The following is a 23,355-nucleotide window of genomic DNA, read 5'->3' as shown; positions in this document are numbered from 1 at the left end:
TCGAGCTAAAAGCGATCGTTTTTTTTAATGAGCTATTTCGATAGGCAAAATAAAGCTATAAAAAAGAGGTAAATGCATCTATAATGATAAGAGACAGAGAGATAAAGAAAAGAGGTTGAGAAATGAATCAAGATTCTAAACGAGCAGGTATTGTTTATACAGCCAGCGCTTACGTTATGTGGGGGCTTTTTCCGCTTTACTGGAAGCTTCTTGGCGAGGTGAATGCGAATGAAATACTCGCTCACCGTGTCATATGGTCATTTGTTTTTATGCTTTTACTTTTGCTTGTGACAAAGCAAATGAGTGCTTTAAAGAAGACGCTTGGTTTATTATTTCGTAATACGAAACAAGCGGTCATTTTATTTGTGGCTTCAGTGCTGATCAGCATCAACTGGTTCGTTTACATTTGGGCGGTTAACCATAATCATATTATTGAAACAAGTTTAGGTTACTATATCAACCCGCTCGTTAGTATTTTACTTGGTATAGTCGTTTTAAAAGAGAAGCTTAATTTTTGGCAGGGTGCTTCTGTTGGATTAGCTGCTATAGGTGTTATCGTTATGACAGTTACATACGGGCATATCCCATGGGTATCATTAAGCTTAGCGTTTAGCTTTGGTTTGTACGGTCTTGTAAAAAAGACTATTCAATTAGAAGCAAAAGTAGGATTAACGATTGAAACGATGATGGTTGCACCTATTGCAGTTATTTATTTTATTTTTCTTTTAGTGAAAGGATCTTCAAGTTTTTCCCTTCAGTCGCTTGATCTGAGTGCTCTTTTAATTGGAGGCGGTGTTGCTACAGCTATGCCACTATTATATTTCGCTAAAGGGACCCCGCTTATTCCGCTATCGATGGTCGGTTTTTTACAGTACATTGCTCCTACCATGACGCTTTTATTAGGGGTATTCGTGTATCATGAACCGTTTTCTAGCGTAGAGATGATTGCCTTTTTGTTCATTTGGGGCGGATCGGTTATGTTCATTTTATCTAAAACTAAGTTCATGAGTTCTCATCAGCCGAAATTCTTTAAAGGGCGCTCAGCTTAACGGACAAAAAAGCGGATATCTTTAGATATGCGCTTTTTTGTCTGCCGTAAAGAAATAAAAACGGAGACGGGAAAGTCACCGTATGTATACTTTATAGCTTCCGCTTGAAATGAGCGTTCAACTGACCTTGAAGCATTTGGTTTTTTACTTCTTTCATTTTTCTCGCTTCATCTTTTTTGGCCAGTTCTGTGCGTATTTCACTCGTTTGAACTCCTTCTTCTATGCGATCGGCAATATCCATTAATCGTTCGACGTCTGAAAACGAATATTTCCGGATACCCGTATTGGTTCGGTCCGGAAAGAGCAGGCTTCTTTTCTCGTAGTAGCGAATTTGCCTTTCTGATAAACCGGTTAATTCTTTTACAATCCCAATAGACATGACTTTTTTATCTCGATATGACGCTTCATTCGTAGACAATCTCCCTCACCCCTGAGTACGTAGTAGTATGTTATTATTATAAAGGAAAAAAATACAAAAATTTATAACATGTAATACATTCTAACATATATATGTTATATTTTTGAATTACTATGTGAGAAAAAGTGACATAAATAATGAAATAGGGAAAAGAGTCCTATAAACTAATGATTAACTCGATCCCAAGTGGTTAACCATACAGGATAAAGCTTTGTGGTTAACCACTTGCTTTCAAAATGATGAATAGAAAATAAATGTGAGAATATACATAAATTCTAAAAGGGAAGGGCGTTTTAAATGGCTGTGCAACAATTGAAAAAAGAAGAGATTATTGAGCTGGCAAAAGAAATTATTGAACTTGATTTGAAAAGAGATGAAAAATTTGAAGAGTTGACAGAGTTAGCTGGAAATCGTGCATATGAAATTTTGCGCAGAGTACAAAATGCCTGTTTATAAGTAATAAAAAAAATCCCGCTCTAGGCGGGATTTTTAATTGGACTGCTGTTCAAGATTAAATAATTCTTGTTTCATCTTAGTGTGGTCGAGGTTTTCCCCTATAAAGACAAGAGTGGTGGGCAGCTTCATCATTTCTTTCATATATAGAGGCATGCCGTATGAATATTGAAACGAATACGTATCATCCGAATGAGTAAAGCGCATATAGCCTTTAATACGATAGATGGTATCTGGCATTTGGCGCAGCCAATTTTCAAATAATTCAAGATCCACTTTTTTTGTAAACTCATATACAAATGTTTTCAAATGAAGATGATCTTCAACATGAGCCTTATGGTGCGGCTGTTTTTGAGACAGCTGAGCTCTTTGAATCACGTCAAGCTTCACGCGGGAAAATGTCGTTAATAATGTTATTGCACGAGCGTTAATTGATTGAACCTCAAAAAGCAGGGAAGACTTTTCTGCCTCAGACAGCATGTCCGTTTTATTTAATAAAATTACATCCCCATGTTTTACTTGTTCTTGAAGAAGTTTTTGAAGTTGAATGCTTAAGGACCCACGTTCTTTCCACCTTGTTGCATCGAGTGTGGTGATAATACTTTTAATCGTGACTTGATGCGCAAAAAGAGGAGACATACAGGCATCCAACACTTCAATGGGATGTGCAACTCCGGTTGTTTCTATATAGATAGCATCCAATGTGTTCTCCTGTAGAAGTGAATGAAGCTGAGTTTCAAATTGACCTTGAATAGTACAGCACACGCAGCCGTTTAGCAATTCTTTTAACGGCGTGTCTTTTTCTACTTCATTTGAGTCAATCGAAACTTGGCCAAGCTCATTCATCACAACAGCAATGTTGCGATTACGATCTTTTTCTTGCTGAAGCAGCTGTTTAAGTAACGTTGTTTTTCCACTGCCTAAAAATCCAGATAAAATGTAGATTTCTGTTTTCATTTCAGTCTCTCCTATGTAAATAACATTGTTTAAATCGAAACTTTTCCGATTACGGATTGGTAAATAGTATATCCAAGAGGGGATAAATATCTATGCGTAAATTTTTATGCTTTTTTGTATTCATTATAACAACTTTAAAAGCGCTATGGCTATCTTTTATAAAAAACTCAAAATACAATGAAATAAGAATATTATAAAATTTCAAACTAGCTGTGCTACAATAAAAGAAAAAGAAAAAGGGGAGCAAAAGTTATGCGAATATTAGTTTTAGGCGCAGGCGGCGTTGGAGGTTATTTTGGAGGCAGGCTTGTGGAAAAAGGAGAGGATGTTACTTTTCTTGTTAGAGAACGCAGAAAAAAAGAGCTGGAACAAAATGGACTTGTTATCAAGAGCATACACGGTGACTTCACTTCACCTGTACAAGCTATTACAAAATCTGAGATGAAAGAGCCTTATGATGTTATTTTGTTCACAACTAAGGCTTATCATCTTAAACAAGCAATTGAGGATGTGCGTCCTTTTGTAGGGAATCAGACAGTTGTCGTACCTTTGTTAAACGGTATGGCTCACGTCGTTCCTTTACAAGAAGCTTTTGGGGAAGAAAAAGTCATTGGAGGACTGTGTTTTATTGAAACAACTTTAAACAAAGATGGAGATGTCGTCCAGACGAGTCCCGCTCACAGACTTGTATTCGGTGAATTTAAGCAGAAGGAAACAGAAAGATTACAACTGATTGAGCAAGCGTTCAGTGGTACAAAAGCTTCGTTTGTAAAAAGTTCATATATTGAACAGGATATGTGGCATAAGTATTTATTTATTACGGTTATGTCAGGCATGACCACTCTTATGCGCGCACCTGTTGGTCCAGTGCTAGCGGCAAAAGGAGGGCGTCAATTCGTACAAGAGCTTTTTAAAGAAGTTGAAAATATTATGATGGCATACGATGCACCATTAGCTGAAGGGATTATTGAACAGCATATGAATACGATGGACAAAATGACGTATGGCATGAAGTCATCGATGCAGCGTGATATGGAAAAAAGTTTTCAAATTGAAGGAGACCACCTTCAAGGATATTTGCTGACATTAGCTGAAAAATCGTCTATACACGTACCCCTTCTTCAAACTGTGTATACGCATCTAAAAGTGTATGAAGAAATGTTAAAAGGTTATCAAAAATAATGACAGCGAAAATTGATTTAGCAGTCATGCAGGTACTGCAGAAGCTGCTAAGTACAGCAGAAATAGGACAATTGCCTTCCGCTCCCGGCATTTATTTTTTCTTTGATAAACCCGGCAGGCTTTTGTATATCGGAACAACGACGGGCTCTCTATTAGAAAGAGTAAGAGCTCACGTTGCAGGAAAAGGCGTTAGCAACACAAAAAAATTCCACAAAGAAATTTATGCTGTTGGATATATTGAAGTTCATGGATTAAAAAAAGAATTAGATATGCTGAGAACGATGCTTGTAAATGGTTATTTTCCAAAATACAATAAACAAGATGTAAAAAGAGAAAATGAATACGACATTTACACCGTTCACGGCAGAGTCCTCAGGGATACAGGAGTTGATAAGAAAAAAGTCTCCAAGCGAAAAACGGTGCTAAAGCCAACGTTAAAAGAGATAGAGATTCGTCAAGAAAACAGCGATATTACATATGCACGAGTCGCAAATATGAATGCTGAAGATCGAGTGAAAAAATTGTGGTCTTGTCAAGAAGCAGGAGCGCAGCTACATCTTCCGGAGTCGAAAGTGTTAGCAATAAGTGACCGGCTCTTAAAAGAGCAGTATACATTTCAGCGAGATATGAAAAAGAATATGATGTTTACGATGCGGGATTTAGTTGTTATTCAAGTGTTGTTAAATTTAAATCCGACCCATGATTTGAAAAAACGAGAAATAAAGGAAGCCATCAGTTTAGTGCGTAAATTTGGCATAGCAGAAGCTCTTCGCATCTCTGAAAAATTACTCAAAACGTAATAAAATCCATGATCATTGTGATCATGGATTTTATCATTTATCATTCACACTTAAGCTAATTCGTCAATAACTTTTGGTAGAGCCATAATGGAAATAACGCAAAGTGAACTGACAACTTGATGCATTTCAAAAATGGCAATGATGAATAACATCAGTGATATATATAATTGAAGGCCTTTTAATCCCCACGGCTTGCGATCGAAAAAAAAGTCGCTAAGTACAAATACAAAGAAAATGAGTGAACTGAACAAAATAATCATGGATGTAGACATGGAACGATCATAAGCAATGATAAATAACAAAGCGAGAAGCGACACAACAGATATAACTTTTAATGTTTTAATCATCGTGTTTTTATTCACTTTTTTCACCTTCATTTGTAGGATTGATCTTTCATCCTCATTTTATAGGATAGTCAAAAGTTCTAAAAGTCAAACGAATAAATCATAACAACAATTTAACATCTTTATACTACATTTACATTGAGAGAAAAAAATGGGCGTGTTTTGAGCTTTGTGCGCTTCATTGACTCGTGCAAAGAACAAGTGCTATAGTATGTTTGCTTTAAAAGCTAAAGGAGCAAAGTTTTCAAAGGACGTGACTATGTGAACGAAACACTATTAGTAATTGATGGATTTAATTTATTAAGCCGCTGTTATTTTGCTACTTCTTATGGCAGAGATGAAGCAGCGTTGACAAGAAACAGTAAGGGCCAATTTACAAATGCCCTGAGAGTAACGATTCAAAAAATGCATGCATTGATTCACCAATATGAGCCAAGCCATATTTTTGTCGCTTGGGATGTTAAGCGTGAGGATACAAAACGTAAAGATACATACGCCCTATATAAGCAAACAAGAGCAGAGCTGCCTGAGCCGCTGATTCAGCAGTACGAAACGTTAAAACAATTTTTTGACACAGTAGGCATTTATCAAATGTCATTGTCTTCTTATGAAGCAGATGATTTAATTGGAGCACTTGCAAGCAAGTGGAGTAAGGAAAAGCAAAGTCCAGGGTACATCTATAGCAATGACCGAGACTTGCTTCAGCTTCTAGATCCACATATTTCGCAAATTATTGCCAAAAAGCAGGTTGGCGATCTTGTTTATGGCTTTAAGCACTTTCAAGAAGAATACAATATTCATCCTCGTCAATGGGTGGACGTAAAAGCATTGCTTGGTGATAAATCTGACAATATTCCGGGCGTTCCTGGTGTAGGAGAAAAAGCCGCACTGCCTCTTATTCAACAATATGGCTCTATCCATGAAATTTATGCACAAATTGAACAATTAGATCCAGCTTTTAATCGTTACAAAAAAAAGCTGGTCGAAGGAAAAGAACTAGGTATGCTTAGTCGTGAACTCGCTGAGATTATTATAGACATTCAAGAAATCAGTATGTTGACTTGGGAAAAATTAACATTTATGTATGATTATGAACGATGGAATAAAGAAATTCAAAGTCTAGAACTAAACATTAGGATTCGCTCATGATTTTTAGTACAATACAATTTATGAACATGAGAAAGGAGTAACAAGCGTGCAACCAATTCATAAAGAAACAGTCCAAAAAAAAATACAAACATTTTTAAATAAAGACGTATATGTACACCTTGAAACGACAAACGGTGCATATGCTTCACACGTAAATGAAAAAGTAATGACAGTTGGGGCCTTTATTCGCAATGGTAAAGTCACTATTTCAAACGGAAAGATAACTGGAGAAGGTCCTTATCGTGTAGGTCTTCAAATTGATTTAGGATGGATTTATGCAGAGGGATTAACAGATTGGGAAATTGATGAAGAAGGCCGACTTCTTCTAGCTGGGCATGACTTTGAAGGTCGTTTAGCAGTTGCCCTTCAATTAAGTGAACATCCGTTTTTATAACAGAAAAGAGAGGAGAATAGAACATGGAAGAAAGATTATTAATTGTATTTCCGCATCCTGACGATGAAGCATATGGAGCAGCAGGAATGATCACGCAAGCTAGACAAAAAGGAACGCCCGTTACATATGCCTGTGTTACGCTAGGTGAAATGGGACGAAATATGGGTAGACCGCTGTTTGCTAACCGTGAAACTTTACCTCAAATCCGAAAAAAAGAACTTTTAGATTTAGCGAACGTTTTAGATATTCAAGACTTGCGTATGCTAGGGCTTCGTGATAAAACGCTGGAATTTCTTGATATTGATGTTTTTGCAGATAAAATTGAAGAAATCATTAACGATGTAAAGCCGACTCACATTTTAACGCATTACCCTGGCTTTGCGGTACACCCTGATCATAATGCTACGGGTGCAGCTACGATTCAAGCGGTAAAACGTATGCCAAAAGAAAAGCGTCCGGTTGTTTGGTGTCATGCGTTTTCAAAAGATCGTATTGAACATATTGGAGAACCAGATGTTATTTTTGATGTAACAGCGATGAAAGATAAAAAAATTGAAGCGTTAAAAGCCCATCGTTCTCAAACAGAAGGAATGATGAACGCAATTGACTTCGATCGCTTATCTGACTATCCGCAAATGGAACGTTTATTAACTAGAGAAGAATTCTGGACATATAACTGGGAGTAACAGATGAAAAAACAGCGAATTTTATTTATTGGAGCAGGACGAATGGCTGAAGCTGTAGCGGCTGGTTTGGTTACGAGCAGCGCTGACAGTATTGAGGCAGTGGTGATGTCAAACAATGGAGATATTGAGCGGTTACAGCGTGTTGAAACAACGTACGGCGTACAAACGACGCAAAATTGGCGCCAAGAAGTTGACAATTCGGATGTTATTATTTTAGCGATGCCTCCCGAGGCCCATCCTTCCGTGCTCAAGGAACTTTCGACTCATTTAAATCAACAATTTGTCGTAACGTTAGCGGCAGGAATTGGTCCGAGTTACTTAGAAAGTCATCTTCCGCAGGATACGCCTGTCGCTTGGATTATGCCAAATACAGCTGCTATGATTGGACAATCGATGTCACTGTATACACTTGGAACTTCTGCCACAAAAGAGCATAAAGAAGTGCTTCAAATGATTTTAAAAGGAATTGGTGAAGCGCATGAGTGTTCAGAGAAAGAAGTACATGAGCTAACGGCTGTAACTGGCAGTGCACCGGCATTTTTATATTATTTTGCAGAATCGTTAATTGATGCAACTACTGCTTACGGTGTGGACGAAAAAACAGCCAAAGATTTAGTTATTCAAATGATGTATGGCTCTGTACAAATGCTGCATGAAACCAAAGATCCTGCGTCTTTAAGAGAGCAAGTAACAACTCCAGGCGGCGCTACTGCCGAAGGGTTAAAAGTGATGAAAGAACAAGACTTATCCTTAATAATAAAGCAGGCAATTGAAGCAACGAATAAAAAAGCAATGGGTGGAAGCTAAAAAAGCTCGTACAACCATATGTTAGCTGAAAAATCCGAACTATAGTTCAGCATTCTTTCATTAGAATGTTGAATCAGTTCGGATTTTTTAATGAATAGACTTCCTTAACATAAATATAGTCCTCTTTAGAACTGTTTTTTCTCTATGTCCCAAGCTTTTTTAGTCATCAACAAACCGCTTTTTCGTATCAGAAGTTGGGAGCATGCAGTGCTGCTGTTTGCCAAACCACTTATATCGGTTGCGAGCGATCCAGTTGTATACTATATCTCGAATAGGTGCAGGAATGATAATGAAAGCATATAAAAATTTAACGGGTCCATCTAAGCGCTTGGCGATTTTTAAAGCAGCCGTTGATTTTACATATCTTTGGTTTCCATGAATATATACAATGCTGTCTAATTGCTCAGGAAGTAAGCCGTGAGAGGCTAGCTGCTGCTTTCCGAAATCTGATTGAAGAGAAGCGAAAGAAAACAAAGCTTGTTCATCATGTTTAATAATATATTGAACACTGCTATTACATAAATTACATATACCATCAAAAAGAATTAAATGTTTCATTGGACAATTTCGCTCCTATTCCATAAAAAAAGTATAATTACTTGTCATTTTTGAAAAACAAAGGTACGTTTAAAAGATGTGAAAGTGATCCAAATTCAAAGGTAATTCGATTATATAATAAGGACTCATAAGAGTTAAAGGAGAAGGGTATGAAAGAGCAAAACGACGTTGTCTTATACAATAGAATAAAAGAACGAGACAAAAAAGCCCTTGAACTGCTGTATGACAAGTATGAGCGAATTCTTTATTCGTTTGTATACCGGTTAACAAATAGCTCTGATATTGCTGAAGAAGCTGTTCAAGAAGTATTTATTAAGCTGTGGAGAGGAAAGGGAGTTTACAGCGATGGAAAAGGGAAGTTTTCATCATGGCTGTTTACGATTACAAGAAACACCGCGATTGATATTGTGAGAAAAAGAAAAACCGATCCTATTTTCTCAGAAGAGATTTTTGATTTTATTGAAGATGATCATCCTCAGATTGACGAGCATCTTCAGTGGAAAGAAGAACAGCGGAGAGTACGGCACGCTGTATCAAAATTGTCTGAAGACCAAAAAAAGATTATTCAATCCGTTTATTTTAAGGGATTAACGCAGCAAAAAGTAGCAGAAGAGCAGCAAATCCCATTAGGAACAGTAAAGGGTAGGGTGCGATTAGCGTTGCGGAAATTAAAAACATATTTAGGTACTGATGCAGAAGGGAGAGCTGATTCATGAGTATGTGCAATAAACTAATTGATTACTATAATGATCAGTTGACTTCCCATGAGAAAAAAGAGTTTGAAATGCATTTGAAAAACTGTCAAAGCTGTCAAGAAGAACTAAGAGAACTGGAGGAAGTTCTTGGAGATCTAACGTATTTGACACCAGAACAATCTCCTCCGCCAGAAATGAGACAGCGAATACTTGCGAATGTATTCGAAGAAGATCAAGGGGAGACAAAGAGAGAACCAATAGCTTTAAAAAATGAAAAACAACATGTTGCGTCTAAGAAATCAAATAAAAAATCCATCATTATTGGATTAGCTGCGGCACTTCTTTTATCCCTTGCAGGAAACAGCTACTTTCTGTTGAAAGATGAAGACAAAGGCAAACAAGAACCAAATGTTTCGGTTGCTCCTCAAAACGAACCTCTTACATCTGAAAAAACAATGAAGCTGCAGGCAGAGCCGAACGTTTCTGGCGAAGCAACAGCATCTCTTACGAAAAAAGGTGGAAATTTAAATGTGGTCATTCAAGCGAATAACTTGAAAAACGTAAAGGGGAATGAAGTCTATCAGGTGTGGCTCATAAAAGGTGATAAGCCTCATCCGGCAGGTGCTTTTGTAACAGATAAAAATGGAAACGGGACAGTGGTCTATACGATGAGCCAAAAAGAACAGACTGAAAAGTGGGATGTTATGGCGATTACTTTAGAACCGAATGCGAATAATAAGACGCCAAAAGGAAACATTGTGTTAAGTTCAGCGCTCTAACAAAAACCCTTCTGCTAACAGAAGGGTTTTTGTTACGTGCAGTTAATCATCTTCAAATTGTATGGCAATGGTTTGATCATTTTCTATCTTATTCAGTCGAATTTCCAATAATCCATTTTTGTACTTAGCGCGAACTGGTTCGTCTGTGTAGTGAAAAGGAAGTTTGACCGTGCGAGAAAATATGCCTGTATGGCGTTCGTTGAGCTTTAACTTTTGTTTAGATGCTTCATAAGCATAAGGAACGTTTCCTTCAACTGTTAATATATTTGCGTCCAACTTGATTTGAATGTCGTTAGTTGAATGCAGTCCAGGAACCTCAACGACGATAATGCCTTCTTTATCGGTTTCATATAAGTCGACGTTTGGAAATCGCTTGGGCAAGATGTGATTTAAATCGCTCCAAAAGTGATTTCCAAGCATATCTTCTACCTTATGCTGAATCGAACCCCAATCAATCTCTTCATATTTTTTACTCAAAGGAACCCCTCCTTATATTCACGTAAATTCCTTCTATATATATGAAAAAAAGAAAATTCAATGCCTGCTTATAAAGAATGAGAAAAACACGTAAATAAGTGAAAAAATATGAGAAAAAAAAGAGATTTTGAGTGAAAAAGAAGGATTATGTAGAATAAAAAAAGTATAATTACGTATAGAGCTTTCTATTATCCTGAATGAAAGCAAGTATATGAAGGAGGAAGTTGAGATGAGAGAAAAGCGTACATCCAGTGGTTTTCTATTAAAACAACGTGCTTTCTTAAAATTATATATGATTACGATGACAGAACAAGAGCGTCTGTATGGCCTTCGGTTATTAGATGTGTTAAGAGATGAATTTCGACCTTTTGGGTTCAAACCTAATCATTCTGAAGTATACAAAGCTCTTCATGACTTGATTGAAGACGGTGTCCTCAAACAGGTGAAGCGTAAAAAAGAAGGAATGAAGCTTCAAGAAGTGGTTTATTATACATTTACAAATGAGGGAGAAGAGAAAGCTAAATTATATAAAAAACAATTAAAAGTAGAGCTGGAGCGGTGTGAAGCTATGATTCAAAAAGCTATTCGTGACAACTTCGGGTCCAAATGAACGTGTCTTTAGTTAGAAAAGACACGTTTTTTCTATAGCTGATTTTGTCGTCTTATGTCGGAATAAAAGTTATAAAATGGGTACAAAGTAGTGTAAAAGATGGATATATAGTTATATTATGGATAAAATACACACTTTTAACATATATGGATGAATTCGATTTTAAAGATTATGCACTATTCATAAATAGTGTACGAATTGATATGATACAAAGTGTATATAAATCTATTTAATGCGTTATTTGCCATATTTTAAGAACTTATAAACCGTTATCAGACCATCATTGAAGCATTTGGGTTTTAGCAACTCTGACGAATTTGACTAGATTTGTATCGAGAAGATATTATTTGTTTACTATGAAAGGAATGGATTTTATGAAGTCTACAGGAATTGTAAGAAAAGTAGATGAATTGGGTCGCGTAGTAATTCCTATTGAATTGCGCCGTATTTTAAATATCAACACAGGTGATCCAGTAGAAATATATGTTGATGAAGATATTATTATTTTACAAAAGTATAGCCCGTATGGTGCTTGCTTAGTAACTGGGGAAATTACGCGTGAAAACTTAACCTTTGGGAATGGAAACGTTGTGTTAAGTAAAAAAGGTGCAGAACAGCTTTTACAAGAGTTAGAGCGTACCTTAAATAAATAAGAAGTTTTAGTATAAGGAAGAATATCAATCCGTCTTTAAACTAAAAAAGAACGTTCTTTTGAGAACGTTCTTTTTTTGATTAAGCCGTTCGAGAAGATTTATTCTCCTCTAGCAGCTGCTTTTTTTGTATTTTTATCAAACGATACGCAAGCCCTGTTGCTCCTGCAGCAAGCCCCGCAATTAGTCCAATCCAATAGCCAAACGCCTGCAAATCGGTGTATTTTGCTAAAACAATGCCTAAAGGTAGACCAATTACCCAATAAGATACCAAGGACATTAAAAAGGTAACATTTACATCCTTATATCCTCGCAGAGCGCCTTGAATAGGAGCTTGAAGAGCATCAGAAAGCTGAAAGAAAATTGCATAAATCAAAAAATGAGAAGTTAATGCAAGTACATCTGCATCTTTTGTATACAAAGAAGCTACTGATTCTCGAAGAGTAAATAAAAGACCTGCGCAAACAAAAGCCATGCCAACAGCGATAGTTACACCGATCCTGCTATAGCTTCTTGCATCTTGATGACGCTTAGCACCCGCTTCAAATCCCACAACAATCGTTAAAGCCATAGAGATACTCAGCGGAATCATATAGAGAAATGAGGCAAAATTAATAGCTGCTTGGTGAGAAGCGATTGTAATGGTATTATACGAGCTCATAAACAGCGTGACGGCTGAAAAAATACTTGTTTCGAAAAAGACCGAAAAACCGATAGGTAAACCAATTTTTAATATTTCTTTCCAAGTAAAAAAAGAGATACGGTGAAATCTTTTAAATAAATCGAAGTTAGAAAAAGGTTCTTTTTTATGAATAATTACAATGGATACAATGAGTATGCACCAATACGTAACGGCAGTTGCATAACCAGAGCCTACTCCACCCAAGTGGGGGAAGCCCAGTTTACCGAAGATTAATACATAGTTTAAAGCTACATTAACCGGAAGCCCTAAAATGGTGATAAGCATAGACGTACGAGTTTGCCCTAAAGCATCAATAAAATTTCGTAAAACCGTATAAATAAAAAGCGGAATAATACCAAAAGATAAAGCAATTAAATACTGTTTGGCAATGCGCATTACGTTTGCTTCTAAATTCATCCCTTTTAAAATAGGATCAACAACAAAAAAACCGATTAAAATAATAACAACGGCCATTAAAATGGACACATAAAGCCCTTGAATGACGGAGAACGGAACCTTTTTCTTTTGATTAGCTCCGACAAGCTGTGCAACAATTGGCGTAATAGACATTAAAATCCCGCTTAGCCCTGTAAAAACAGGTACCCATAAGCTTGAACCAATTGCTACCCCTGCCAAGTCATCTGCACTTACCCTTCCTGACATCATCGTATCAAAAAAAGTCATTGAAAACATTCCAAACTGGGTGACCAATATCGGAAATAAAATAAAAACGAACTGCTTAACTTTTTGAGATGTTGAAAACGTTTTTTGCATTAAAAAACCCCCAATTTGAAAACATTTACACCAAAAAGCATTATATCACGCCGTGGCTTGTTTTTGCTAAGAGTTCTGACAATAAATTCAAAGAATGTATCCATAAAACGCAGCGATTTAAAAGGAATAAAAAGGTAAAACAGTATATGATTTTAATTTTGACATGCAGTGAGCTATGATAGAAAGTATAGTAATTATCATTTAACGTGGAGGGATACGTGTGGATTTACAGTTGCAAAGTAAAAATGTACTTATTACCGGCGGGTCAAAAGGAATTGGGAAGGCTATTGCTGCTTTGTTTATTCAAGAAGGAGCAAATGTTGGAATTGCGGCAAGAGGAGAGGAAGCGTTACAGGATGCACAGTCAGAATTAGAAAACGTGCGTACATATACAGCAGACCTAACAAACGAATCAGACAGAGTTGCATTAATTGAGAAGTTCATTAGCGACTTCGGAAGCATTGATATTTTAATTAATAACGCTGGAGGAAGTAATGGAAGCACTGCGATGGAAACAGATTTATCCCTTTTCAAAGAAGCGATGGAGCTTAACTACTTTTCAGCTGTCCACTTGAGCAAGCTAGCAGCGGCGCATATGACAAAAGATGCGGCAATCGTTAATGTTACGTCTATTTTCGGAAGGGAAAGTGGAGGGAAAGTCACGTACAATAACGCAAAAGCAGCGCTTATCAGCTTTACAAAGTCGTTTGCAGATGAAATGATTTCTAAAGGAATTCGTGTAAATGGAGTAGCGCCGGGAAGCATTTTGCATGAAACGGGTAATTGGAAAAAAAGAATGGATGAAAATCCGGAAAAGATTGAGCAGTTTGTTGAAAATGAAATACCAGCAGGGCGCTTTGGAGAGCCGGAAGAAGTGGCAAACGCCGTTGTTTTTTTAGCATCGTCTCAAGCTTCATGGATAGTGGGTGCGACGTTAAACGTAGACGGTGGACAGTCAAAAATGAACTTTTAAAAAAAGTGCAGGAATTTCCTGCACTTTTTCATTATCCAATATCTTTTTGCATACGAGGAATCTGAAAATCTTCATTAATTGCGTCCGCTGTAAGCTGACCTGATAATGTCACCATTGGCACGCCGCCTCCAGGGTGTGTAGAGCCGCCCACAAAATAAAGGTTAGAAAGAAGCTGACTTCTTGCCGGAATTTTAAAACCTCCATTTTTCTTACGGTCAGTTGCTACGCCATAAATGGACCCGCCGTTAGCACCGTAAAGCTCTTGGATATCATTAGGAGTAAACGTATATTCAAACTCAATGCTTGAACGTAAGTCTTCTAATCCCATTGCCTCAAGCTTTTTCAATACGACATCACGGTAGCGGTCTTTTAATGCAGCCCAGTCGTCGCCTTCTTTTAAAGGAGGTACATGAGTAAGAACGAACAGGTTTTCTTTTCCTTCAGGAGCTTGCGTAGGGTCTGATTTAGACGATACGCCAATGTAAATTGTCGGATCCATGGCTACTTGACCTTTGTTAAAGATTGTATCAAACTCTTCTTTCTGATCCTTTGAGAAGAAGAAATTATGATGTTGAAGCTGCTTGTGCTGTTTGTTAACCCCTAATAAAAGAACAAGGCCAGAAACAGTAGGTTCAAATTTTGCAAGCTGCTGAGTTTGTTTAGCTGCTTGCGCATGATTTTTTAATAAATAGCGGTAAGTTGGAATTGCTTCTAGATTAGATACCACAATATCTGCTGATAGATTCTCGCCATTTTCTAGTGTAATTCCAGTTGCCTTTGCTCCGCTTGTTGTGATTTCTTTTACCGGCGTATTTAGATGTACAGTGACGCCAAGTTCTTGAAGGAGCTTATCCATCGCTTCAGCAATTTTGTACATTCCGCCTTTTACGTAATAAATACCTAATCCTAGCTGAACGTGAGCAAGCTGTGTTAATACAGCCGGTGCATGATAAGGAGAAGAGCCGATGTACATAATTAAAAAATTAAACAATTGACGCAAATGTTTGTTTGAAAAATATTTGCGTGTAGTAGCATCCATAGATCTCATTGGATCCATTTGAAGCAGTTCTTTTACCGTGTGCATCGTTCGTAAATCGTGCAGTCCAGATAAACTTTTTTTATAAAAACTTTTTAAGTTCGATTCGTACATTTTATTTGCATAAGATAAATAGTCAAAAAAACCTTCAATGTCTTCTGGAGCAAGTTCTTGAAGCTGCTGAAGCATGCGAGGAAGGTCACTGGTCAAATCAATTTGTGTTCCATCTTGGAAAAAAGTTCTCCACTGAGGCTCAATTCGTTCTATTGTCAAGTAGTCGTGGATATTGCGGCCTGCACTGTCAAACAGCTGCTCTAGCACCCACGGCATTGTTAAAATAGAAGGTCCCGTATCGAAAGAAAACCCTTTGCCGCTGCGAATATTTAACTTACCGCCGATTCGCTCGCTTTTTTCAACGACTGTTACATCATATCCATCAACTGACAGACGAATAGCAGCTGACAGACCACCTAAACCTGCGCCTACAACAATTACTTTCTTTTTCATCTTTTTCCTCCTTATAAAACAAAAGCGAGTTGTTAACAATGTGTATAAAATGACTTCACGCAAAATAAAAATAGGTCTACAACTTTTTATTTTGTCCAGTTCGCTAATTTTCATACGTGAAGGAAAGGAGAAAAGGATGTCTTTTTTACTGGTTGCTCTTGTCTTGACAGGTACGCTTGTCATCACTATCCCTACATTTAAACGTGTAAAAATAGTAAGAAACGATATGTCATGTTTGTCCATTATTATTCCAGCTAGAAATGAAGAAAGAAACCTTACCTTTTTATTGCAGTCACTCCAGTTACGGAACGCTGACTTTGAAGTGATTGTTGTAGATGACAACTCAACAGATAATACTGAGAGGGTAGCCAAAGCATTTGGCGTAAAAGTAGTGCACCCTGGCGCACTTCCAGCTGGGTGGCTAGGAAAGTCATGGGCATGCTGGAATGGAGCACGAGAAGCAAAAGGCTCGGTGCTTTTGTTTTTAGATGCTGATATTACAGTAGAGAAAGACGGAATTGAAAAAGTATTTTTCTGTTATCAACAGCAAGGGGGCGTGCTGTCGGTTCATCCTTATCATCTTGTTAAGAGGCCTTATGAAATGTTTTCTGCTTTATTTCACTATGTTACGTTTGCATCGATTGGCGCGTTTCACCCCTTTAAAAATTGGAAAAGTCCTTCTGTCGGTTTCGGGCAGTGCTTGCTTTGCAGCGCAGCCTCCTACTTTCAAAGCGGAGGCCACGAAGGGATAAAAAAAGAAGTGGTTGAAAATATGGCGCTGGTTGAGAAAATGAACAATCAAGGTGAATTTATTACGTGTATGAGTGGACAGGGAGCTCTTTCCATGCGCATGTATCCAAATGGTATGAAAAGCCTTATAAGAGGGTGGAGTAAAAGTTTCGCTTCAGGTGCGGGGAAAACGGAAGCCATTTATTTATTTCTAGTAAGTTTGTGGCTTACTAGCATGATTAATTATGTCCTTTTTTTACCTACTCTATGGAATCAACATGCAGGCTTAGCAATTAGCAGCTATGTTTGCTATGTAAGTCTCTTATTTAATAGCTTAAGAAAAATAGGTTCGTTTACTTTTTTTTCTTTGTGCTTATTTCCTATTCATGTGCTGTTTTTTCTGGGTCTATTCGTATGGTCTTTCATCCAAACAGCAGTGAGAAAGCAAGTTAAATGGAAAGAACGCAGCATATCTATAGAAGAAGAAAAAAAGAAGAAAGTGATAAAATGACAGGTGCTCAGCTCTTAATTAATATCATGGCATGGTTTGTGATTCACATGTTGATTGCCTACAGATGCACAAAAATTTCTCCCTTTTATTTAAAGAAGGACCTTGCGCTGTTTAAGGTTCAAACCTGGGAAACAGTTGGGATATATAAAAAATTCGGGGTACACCGATGGAAAACGTGGCTTCCTGATGGAGGAAAGCTATTTAAACGAGGGTTTTATAAAAAGAAATGGGAGAGTAGAACGAAGGAATATGCACAGCTTTTTTTAATTGAAACAAATCGAGCAGAGTTAACTCACTGGATCAGCATACTTCCTTCTATTCTTTTTTTTATATGGAACTCTCCTTCTATAGGTGTTTGGATGGTTATTTATGCGATTGTTGCAAACGTACCGTTTATTTTGGTTCAACGATATAATCGAATACGAATTCATCAAGTCGTTTTGAAACTCAAACGAAATTAATTCACGTGCCTTTGGCTCCGAGTAGGGGCCTCGGTTTTTATTTTTTTCTCCTTATTCGAAGACAATAACTTCTTGGATAAAAGAAAAAAAGAAGCAAAGGCGATATAAATACTAAAAAAGACTAAAAACCCCCATAAGCCTGCTATGGCATCATCAAATTCCATATTGCCCCGGGTGGTAATTCCTTGCTGAATTTCAATGGCAAAAACTAAGACAAGCATAACGGTAAGGGTATAGATAAAAGAAATAGCTGTAATACTAAATTTCCACTTTGACAATAATTTAAAGATCATATAAACGCTTAAAAACGTGAGCAGTCCAATAATACCAATAATCCAGAAGTGAAGTTCTTTATCTGAAAGAGAAAATCCTAGTAAATAAAAAATATAAATTAATCCGTCGTGCAATACATTAATAATATTTGTAATAAAAACAATACATTCTTTCATTTTTTCTCCTTTATAAAAATGTAAGACGTTTAAACTTCTAGGTATACAAGCATGCATAGCCCGTACTAATTCCAATTTTATATAAAAAATGCACTTTCTAGATCAGATGTTAAAGAGATCTGAAATTTCAAATAATATTTATAATTTATATTATAAACAAAAAGGTAAAAAAATAAAAATTTTCGATGCAAACTGACACATTTTTTTCAAATTTAAAGAAAGAAATAACTCAAAATATGTGGTTTACTGTAGAAAGAAAAGAAAATAAGAGGTATTGATATAACAAATATTCACAAGTACTTTTATGCATTCTCTTGTAAAGGAGAAGGAAAACTAAGGCAAGTGTTAAATTTATATGTATAGTGGACAAAATAAAAAATAAATATAAAATAGTGAAACTTAAAGAGAAGTTGTCCGTATTAAATAGTAAGAAGAAAAAAGCACAGAAAACATTTGTGTTTGAAAGCCGATAGAGCTGGGAATAAGAAAGTAGTTATTTTCTCACGTTTGGTGAAAATTATACGCAGCGGTGTTGACAATTTTTTTTAAAGAGTTAAAATGTGAAAGAACAGATTAGCTCTCTTACATTTTTTGTAAGAGAGATTTCTTTTTACATTTACTATAAAAATAAAAGTGAGCTTAAATTTCAATAGAGACAGAGGTGGGAATATGAAACAGCTCATGACAAACGGTAAAAATATTTTTTCGAAACAGCTGCCGTTATTTCTAATTGCAGTTTTGTTGTTCTGGATTAAAACGTATACCGTTTATCGTATCGAATTTAACTTAGGGTTAGATAATTTTATGCAAAAGTTCTTACTTTTCATAAACCCAATTGGTTCGGCAATTTTCTTTTTTGCCATTGCACTACTATTTAAAGGGCGCGGAAAAGTACGAGCACTGCTTGGAATGAATTTTTTACTTTCATTCATCCTGTACGCAAATGTAGTATACTATCGCTTCTTTAATGATTTTATTACTGTTCCTGTATTGACTCAGTCAAACAACTTTGGTCAATTAGGCGGCAGTGCCATGGCTTTAATTAGCCCAACTGATATTTTATACTTCACAGATTTCTTTATTCTTTTAGTTTTAGTACTATGGAAAAAAGTTGACTTACCAGCAACAATTAGTCGACGTACTGTGACAGGTGTATTTTTATCAGGGATTTTATTCTTAAGTGCCAACATCGCACTAGCGGAAATGGATCGTCCTCAACTATTAACAAGAACATTTGACCGCAACTATTTAGTGAAATATTTAGGAACGTATAACTATACGATCTATGACATCATCCAGAGCTCGAAATCTTCAGCACAGCGCGCGTTAGCAGATAGCAGTGATGTGGCTGAGGTAGAGAACTATGCAAAAGCAACATATGCTGAGCCGAACAAAGAATATTTCGGTCAAGCAAAAGGCAAAAACGTCATCTATATTTCATTAGAGTCACTTCAGTCATTTATGATTGGTTATAAGTTAAATGGTGAAGAAGTAACGCCATTCTTAAATTCACTATTAAAAGATCAGAACACAATGTATTTTGATAACTTCTTCCATCAAACAGGGCAAGGTAAAACGTCAGATGCTGAATTCATGATGGAGAACTCATTATTCGGCTTACCTCAAGGTTCTGTATTTACAACAAAAGCAAATAACACCTATCAGTCGCTATCTGGTATTCTAGATCAGCAAGGCTATACAACATCTGTGTTCCACGGAAATGGAAAATCGTTCTGGAACCGTGATGAAATGTATAAATCAATGGGTGTAGAAAAATTCTTTGATTCAGCTTATTACAATATGTCAGACGAAGATACGCTGAACTATGGTTTAAAAGATAAACCATTCTTTAAAGAATCAATGCCGTACCTAAAAGGCTTAAAGCAGCCATTTAGCGCGAAGTTCATTACGTTATCAAACCACTTCCCTTATCCGCTAGATAAGGAAGACCAAACGATTGGACCTCACAATACGGGAGATAAGTCAGTTGACCAATACTTCCAAACGGCTCGTTATTTAGATGAATCAATCAAGCAATTCTTTGAGGATTTACAGGCCTCTGGTTTAGCAGACAATACGATGGTCGTGATGTACGGTGACCACTACGGTATTTCTGAAAACCATAAGCGTGCAATGGGCAAAGTAATGGGTAAAAACATCAATGATTTTGAACAAGCTCAACTGCAGCGCGTACCATTATTTATTACTTCACCAGGCCTTAAAGGCGGCGTAAATCATACGTATGGCGGAGACGTAGATGTTCGTCCAACAGTGATGCATTTATTAGGTCTTGATACAAAAGACTATATTGACTTTGGTACAGACTTATTATCAAAAGAACATCAGCAAGTTGTACCTTTCCGTAACGGTGACTTTGTTACACCTAAGGTAACAAAAGCTGATCAGAAAGTGTATGACAACGCAACGGGCAAGCAGCTTTCAGATAAGGAAGCGAAACAGTATGATAAGTATGATGAACTAGTTAAGAAAAAGCTAGAACTATCAGATAAACTTGTTTACGGAGATTTACTCCGCTTTCATACACCAGAAGGGTTCAAACCAATTGAACGTTCGAAGTATGATTACAACAAGCGCGAAGATCAATAAAAAACAGGCAGCTTTTAATAGCTGCCTGTTTTTTTGTTTTATGAAACCTTTAAAGGTTTTATCCGTATATAAATTATAACAGTAATCGTTTTAAGAGACGGGAAGACAATGGTATAATATGTATACGTTTAAAAGTTCGGTCACATTTGAGATAGGAGTGAAAGCGATGAAAGTCGTTCGAATCATAAAAAAGATTCTTGCCATTTGGGTAACAGGAGCAGTAGCCGTTCCGGTCAGCTATTTTGGATTTAGTACCACGATGATTCAATCCTTTGGCATTAGTATAGGAGTAATGCTCGTGACGAGCCTGTTTTTTATTACGAGCAGTGCTCGACGTCATTATCAAAATCCGTATAGAGAAGAAATTGCATACGTTCGTCATCAAGTAAAAGAGGCAAAAAAGCAATTAAGAACCATTGGAAGCTATCGTTTTAAAATTCGGTCTGTTCATATGTGGACAGAACTTTCTAAACTATACAAAGTAGGTAAAAGCATCATTGAAATGGTAGAAAAAGAGCCCACACGATATAAAGATGTTCAGCCCTTTTTTACGAACTACTTACAATCAACGGTTACCGTCATTGAAAGGTATATGTTTTTATTATCAAAACCAACGAAAAGCATAGAAGTAAAAGAAAGTCTTCATGAAGCGGAAGACATGCTGCGCGGGTTATCAGGGAAGTATGAGCATTTATTAACAAGTGCTCTTTCACAAGATAAGCTGATGTTAGATGTAGAGCTTAAAGTGCTAAAACAAGCATTTGAAGAGGAGCAGCCGTATATACCGACAGCTACTAATCGCACAAAGTAACGTAAATGCAAAGGATGGGATTTTATGATGAAAGAATATAATCAAAATCAATCGTTAGATGCGCTGCTTGATGATCCTTTTGCGTCGCCTACCCCGCAGGTACAATCGGACTCTCGCGCTGCAAAAAGAAACACATACGATGATTTGACACCGGAATATCAGGAAAAAGCACAGAAAATCGCAAATCAAATTGATTATAAAAATCAGCAGGCTATCTTACAGTACGGGGTAGCAGCTCAGTCAGAACTATCTCAGTTTTCTCAATCTGTACTACAGCATGTTCAAACGAAAGATACGGGACCAGTAGGAGACGTTATAGGAGATTTAATGAGTAAGATTCGCCAAGTGAATCCCGATGATTTTTCTGCAAAGAAAAAAGGAGTCATCGGTCGATTATTTTCAGGAGTCTCTAGGCCTATTCAAAATTTATTAACAAAATATCAAAGCATTAATGTTGAAATTGATAAAATTGCAGATAAGTTAGAGCGCTCAAAACAAATGCTGTATCGAGACATTACGATGCTAGATAGCTTATATGATAAAAATAAACAGTTTTACGAGGCGCTTAACGTCTACATTGCAGCGGCAGAATACAAGTTAGTGGCGCTGCAGAATGAAACGCTGCCCCAGCTTCAGCAAACAGCATCTCAAAAAAATGACTACTTGATGGCTCAGGAGGTCAATGATTTAAATCAATTTATCAATAGGCTAGAAAAACGAGTGCATGATTTAAAACTGAGCCGTCAAATTGCCATTCAAAGTGCACCGCAGATTCGATTAATTCAAGAAGTCAATCAGACCCTTGTGGAAAAAATTCAAAGCTCTATTTTAACAGCTATTCCACTTTGGAAAAATCAAGTAGTAATCGCAACCACTTTATTACGCCAAAAGAAAGCAATGGAAGCCCAAAAGCAAGTATCTAAGACAACAAACGACTTGCTTACTAAAAATTCAGAGCTGCTCAAGCAGAATACGATTGAAGTAGCTCGTGAAAACGAGGCGGGGATTGTCGATATCGAAACATTGAAAAAAACGCAGTCCGATTTGATTACCACGTTAGAAGAAGTGCTAAAGATACAAGAAGAAGGACGTACGAAGCGTACCGAGGCAGAATCAGAGCTGTATCAAATGGAAAAAGATTTAAAAACTAAACTATTAGATATGAAATAAAGAAAAAGTCGGTTTACACACTTTGTAAACCGACTTTTCCTCTGTTTTATGCATTTTGAAGCGTTCTCGCCATTTCTAAAAACGGAGTTAAATCTCTTTCAGATTTAGGAGCAAAGATCGTTAACCGGAAAGTAGGGTGTTGATTTTGCTTTCGAACGAGAAAACCGTATGCGTTACTTTTATCATCTGATGCTTTGTACGCAACTTCTATCTCTAAGTTATGGTGAATGAGGTGCGTATCAAGGGAAGCCACCTCTGAAAAGCCAGCTCTTAAAATTTCTTTTGTTTCTTTATTGAGCTCCTCTACACTTTTATTTGAGGGAAACACTTCAATCCGCATCCACAAAGCATCATTTTTTTTGTTGTAAATGACATCTTTTCGGGGCTCTTCTTCTGTAAACTCGTATCCTTCTAGTACGTAAAGCGTATAGTTTTGATTGATGCTTCTTTTAAGATAACCCACATCTGTTCTACTGCTTCCTTTGTAAGGATAGGTGAATTCTTGCTGTGGCAAGCGTTCTTTTGGAATTTCTTCCTGTGTGTTAATAAGCTCTTCACGAAAAGCAGTTGAGCAGCCACTCATCAAACATATAAAGCAAACAAGAAATATCTTTTTTTTCATAGCTGGCTTCCTTAT

Annotated in this window: 27 protein-coding genes; 18 read left to right on the top strand and 9 right to left on the bottom strand. The window is 36.9% G+C overall.

All coding sequences use genetic code 11. The features are described from left to right. The first annotated feature begins 122 nt into the window (after positions 1–122). The gene (gene rarD / locus LAV82_RS20270; protein ID WP_499716796.1) at positions 123–1,049 is read left to right on the top strand and encodes an EamA family transporter RarD; all 927 of its coding nucleotides are present in this window, start codon (positions 123–125) and stop codon (positions 1,047–1,049) included. A 91-nt stretch (positions 1,050–1,140) separates the two neighbouring features. Here rarD and LAV82_RS20265 read toward each other — a convergent pair whose 3' ends face one another. Beyond that, positions 1,141–1,467: a MerR family transcriptional regulator gene (locus LAV82_RS20265; protein WP_013082852.1), complete on the bottom strand. Its 327-nt coding sequence runs from the start codon at positions 1,465–1,467 to the stop codon at positions 1,141–1,143. A 297-nt stretch (positions 1,468–1,764) separates the two neighbouring features. On the opposite strand from LAV82_RS20265, the gene ykzB reads away from it, so the two are divergent. Continuing rightward, positions 1,765–1,923, top strand: coding sequence for a protein YkzB (gene ykzB / locus LAV82_RS20260; RefSeq protein ID WP_013056708.1), 159 nt, complete (start codon positions 1,765–1,767; stop codon positions 1,921–1,923). Positions 1,924–1,956: 33 nt separating this feature from the next. Here ykzB and LAV82_RS20255 read toward each other — a convergent pair whose 3' ends face one another. After that, positions 1,957–2,877: a CobW family GTP-binding protein gene (locus LAV82_RS20255; protein WP_013056709.1), complete on the bottom strand. Its 921-nt coding sequence runs from the start codon at positions 2,875–2,877 to the stop codon at positions 1,957–1,959. Between the two features lie 252 nt (positions 2,878–3,129). On the opposite strand from LAV82_RS20255, the gene panE reads away from it, so the two are divergent. Together panE and LAV82_RS20245 are read left to right on the top strand one after the other, a co-directional pair. Further along, positions 3,130–4,059, top strand: coding sequence for a 2-dehydropantoate 2-reductase (gene panE / locus LAV82_RS20250; RefSeq protein ID WP_211079617.1), 930 nt, complete (start codon positions 3,130–3,132; stop codon positions 4,057–4,059). Next, on the top strand, positions 4,059–4,859 hold the full coding sequence (locus tag LAV82_RS20245) for a GIY-YIG nuclease family protein (RefSeq protein ID WP_499716795.1): 801 nt from the start codon (positions 4,059–4,061) through the stop codon (positions 4,857–4,859). Before panE ends, LAV82_RS20245 begins: the two co-directional genes overlap by 1 nt. Before the next feature lie 50 nt (positions 4,860–4,909). On the opposite strand, the gene LAV82_RS20240 is transcribed toward LAV82_RS20245, so the two are convergent. Then, positions 4,910–5,221: a hypothetical protein gene (locus LAV82_RS20240; protein ID WP_016763842.1), complete on the bottom strand. Its 312-nt coding sequence runs from the start codon at positions 5,219–5,221 to the stop codon at positions 4,910–4,912. Positions 5,222–5,464: 243 nt separating this feature from the next. Between LAV82_RS20240 and LAV82_RS20235 the strand changes: the two genes are divergently transcribed. Genes LAV82_RS20235 through proC form a run of 4 tightly spaced genes read left to right on the top strand, consistent with a single transcriptional unit; the run spans position 5,465 to position 8,239 of the window. Next, the gene (locus LAV82_RS20235; protein WP_057237118.1) at positions 5,465–6,352 is read left to right on the top strand and encodes a 5'-3' exonuclease; all 888 of its coding nucleotides are present in this window, start codon (positions 5,465–5,467) and stop codon (positions 6,350–6,352) included. Between the two features lie 46 nt (positions 6,353–6,398). After that, a complete protein-coding gene (locus tag LAV82_RS20230; protein ID WP_211079620.1) occupies positions 6,399–6,746 on the top strand; it encodes a YojF family protein in 348 nt (115 codons plus the stop codon). Positions 6,747–6,769: 23 nt separating this feature from the next. Further along, entirely contained in the window at positions 6,770–7,432 is a 663-nt protein-coding gene (bshB2, locus tag LAV82_RS20225) for a bacillithiol biosynthesis deacetylase BshB2 (protein ID WP_013056715.1), read from the top strand. Positions 7,433–7,435: 3 nt separating this feature from the next. Further along, positions 7,436–8,239, top strand: a complete 804-nt coding sequence (gene proC, locus LAV82_RS20220; RefSeq protein WP_211079621.1) for a pyrroline-5-carboxylate reductase — start codon at positions 7,436–7,438, stop codon at positions 8,237–8,239. Positions 8,240–8,398: 159 nt separating this feature from the next. Here the strand turns inward: proC and LAV82_RS20215 are convergent, their stop codons facing one another. Beyond that, entirely contained in the window at positions 8,399–8,797 is a 399-nt protein-coding gene (locus LAV82_RS20215; RefSeq protein ID WP_013056717.1) for a thiol-disulfide oxidoreductase DCC family protein, read from the bottom strand. A 149-nt stretch (positions 8,798–8,946) separates the two neighbouring features. On the opposite strand from LAV82_RS20215, the gene LAV82_RS20210 reads away from it, so the two are divergent. Both LAV82_RS20210 and LAV82_RS20205 read left to right on the top strand, forming a co-directional pair. Next, the gene (locus tag LAV82_RS20210; protein WP_211079623.1) at positions 8,947–9,513 is read left to right on the top strand and encodes an RNA polymerase sigma factor; all 567 of its coding nucleotides are present in this window, start codon (positions 8,947–8,949) and stop codon (positions 9,511–9,513) included. Next, a complete protein-coding gene (locus LAV82_RS20205; protein ID WP_499716794.1) occupies positions 9,510–10,271 on the top strand; it encodes an anti-sigma factor in 762 nt (253 codons plus the stop codon). Before LAV82_RS20210 ends, LAV82_RS20205 begins: the two co-directional genes overlap by 4 nt. Before the next feature lie 42 nt (positions 10,272–10,313). Here the strand turns inward: LAV82_RS20205 and LAV82_RS20200 are convergent, their stop codons facing one another. Next, a complete protein-coding gene (locus LAV82_RS20200) occupies positions 10,314–10,748 on the bottom strand; it encodes an Hsp20/alpha crystallin family protein (RefSeq protein ID WP_013056720.1) in 435 nt (144 codons plus the stop codon). A 229-nt stretch (positions 10,749–10,977) separates the two neighbouring features. Here LAV82_RS20200 and LAV82_RS20195 point away from each other — a divergent pair, with 229 nt between their 5' ends. Both LAV82_RS20195 and LAV82_RS20190 read left to right on the top strand, forming a co-directional pair. After that, entirely contained in the window at positions 10,978–11,358 is a 381-nt protein-coding gene (locus LAV82_RS20195; protein ID WP_013056721.1) for a replication termination protein, read from the top strand. Between the two features lie 374 nt (positions 11,359–11,732). Then, positions 11,733–12,011 (top strand): AbrB/MazE/SpoVT family DNA-binding domain-containing protein, encoded by a 279-nt coding sequence (locus LAV82_RS20190; RefSeq protein ID WP_025752053.1) that lies wholly within the window; start codon positions 11,733–11,735, stop codon positions 12,009–12,011. 79 nt (positions 12,012–12,090) lie between these two features. Here the strand turns inward: LAV82_RS20190 and LAV82_RS20185 are convergent, their stop codons facing one another. Continuing rightward, positions 12,091–13,464 carry an MATE family efflux transporter gene (locus LAV82_RS20185; protein ID WP_499716793.1) on the bottom strand — a complete coding sequence of 458 codons (1,374 nt, stop codon included), beginning with the start codon at positions 13,462–13,464 and terminating at the stop codon, positions 12,091–12,093. A 220-nt stretch (positions 13,465–13,684) separates the two neighbouring features. Between LAV82_RS20185 and LAV82_RS20180 the strand changes: the two genes are divergently transcribed. Further along, the gene (locus LAV82_RS20180) at positions 13,685–14,437 is read left to right on the top strand and encodes an SDR family NAD(P)-dependent oxidoreductase (protein ID WP_211079626.1); all 753 of its coding nucleotides are present in this window, start codon (positions 13,685–13,687) and stop codon (positions 14,435–14,437) included. Positions 14,438–14,468: 31 nt separating this feature from the next. Here LAV82_RS20180 and LAV82_RS20175 read toward each other — a convergent pair whose 3' ends face one another. Then, the gene (locus LAV82_RS20175; RefSeq protein WP_499716792.1) at positions 14,469–15,980 is read right to left on the bottom strand and encodes a phytoene desaturase family protein; all 1,512 of its coding nucleotides are present in this window, start codon (positions 15,978–15,980) and stop codon (positions 14,469–14,471) included. Between the two features lie 136 nt (positions 15,981–16,116). Between LAV82_RS20175 and LAV82_RS20170 the strand changes: the two genes are divergently transcribed. Both LAV82_RS20170 and LAV82_RS20165 read left to right on the top strand, forming a co-directional pair. Then, positions 16,117–17,220: a glycosyltransferase family 2 protein gene (locus LAV82_RS20170; protein WP_499716791.1), complete on the top strand. Its 1,104-nt coding sequence runs from the start codon at positions 16,117–16,119 to the stop codon at positions 17,218–17,220. Continuing rightward, positions 17,163–17,681, top strand: a complete 519-nt coding sequence (locus tag LAV82_RS20165) for a glycosyl-4,4'-diaponeurosporenoate acyltransferase CrtO family protein (protein ID WP_223268914.1) — start codon at positions 17,163–17,165, stop codon at positions 17,679–17,681. The genes LAV82_RS20170 and LAV82_RS20165 overlap by 58 nt, the downstream gene beginning before the upstream one ends. Here the strand turns inward: LAV82_RS20165 and LAV82_RS20160 are convergent. Beyond that, entirely contained in the window at positions 17,678–18,130 is a 453-nt protein-coding gene (locus tag LAV82_RS20160; protein WP_013056728.1) for a hypothetical protein, read from the bottom strand. The genes LAV82_RS20165 and LAV82_RS20160 overlap by 4 nt on opposite strands. Before the next feature lie 669 nt (positions 18,131–18,799). On the opposite strand from LAV82_RS20160, the gene ltaS reads away from it, so the two are divergent. The 3 genes from ltaS to LAV82_RS20145 all read left to right on the top strand — a co-directional run bounded on the left by ltaS (position 18,800) and on the right by LAV82_RS20145 (position 22,718). After that, positions 18,800–20,737 (top strand): lipoteichoic acid synthase, encoded by a 1,938-nt coding sequence (gene ltaS, locus LAV82_RS20155; RefSeq protein WP_499716790.1) that lies wholly within the window; start codon positions 18,800–18,802, stop codon positions 20,735–20,737. A gap of 166 nt (positions 20,738–20,903) precedes the next feature. After that, the gene (locus LAV82_RS20150) at positions 20,904–21,548 is read left to right on the top strand and encodes a 5-bromo-4-chloroindolyl phosphate hydrolysis family protein (protein WP_499716789.1); all 645 of its coding nucleotides are present in this window, start codon (positions 20,904–20,906) and stop codon (positions 21,546–21,548) included. A 24-nt stretch (positions 21,549–21,572) separates the two neighbouring features. Then, entirely contained in the window at positions 21,573–22,718 is a 1,146-nt protein-coding gene (locus tag LAV82_RS20145; RefSeq protein WP_013056731.1) for a toxic anion resistance protein, read from the top strand. Positions 22,719–22,764: 46 nt separating this feature from the next. Here LAV82_RS20145 and LAV82_RS20140 read toward each other — a convergent pair whose 3' ends face one another. Continuing rightward, positions 22,765–23,340 carry a DUF8580 domain-containing lipoprotein gene (locus tag LAV82_RS20140; RefSeq protein WP_499716788.1) on the bottom strand — a complete coding sequence of 192 codons (576 nt, stop codon included), beginning with the start codon at positions 23,338–23,340 and terminating at the stop codon, positions 22,765–22,767. Positions 23,341–23,355: the final 15 nt, after the last annotated feature.

The organism is Bacillus sp. ILBB4 (assembly GCF_035064545.1).
Classification (GTDB): Bacteria; Bacillota; Bacilli; order Bacillales; family Bacillaceae_H; genus Priestia.
This window is presented reverse-complemented; position numbering and strand designations above follow the sequence as displayed.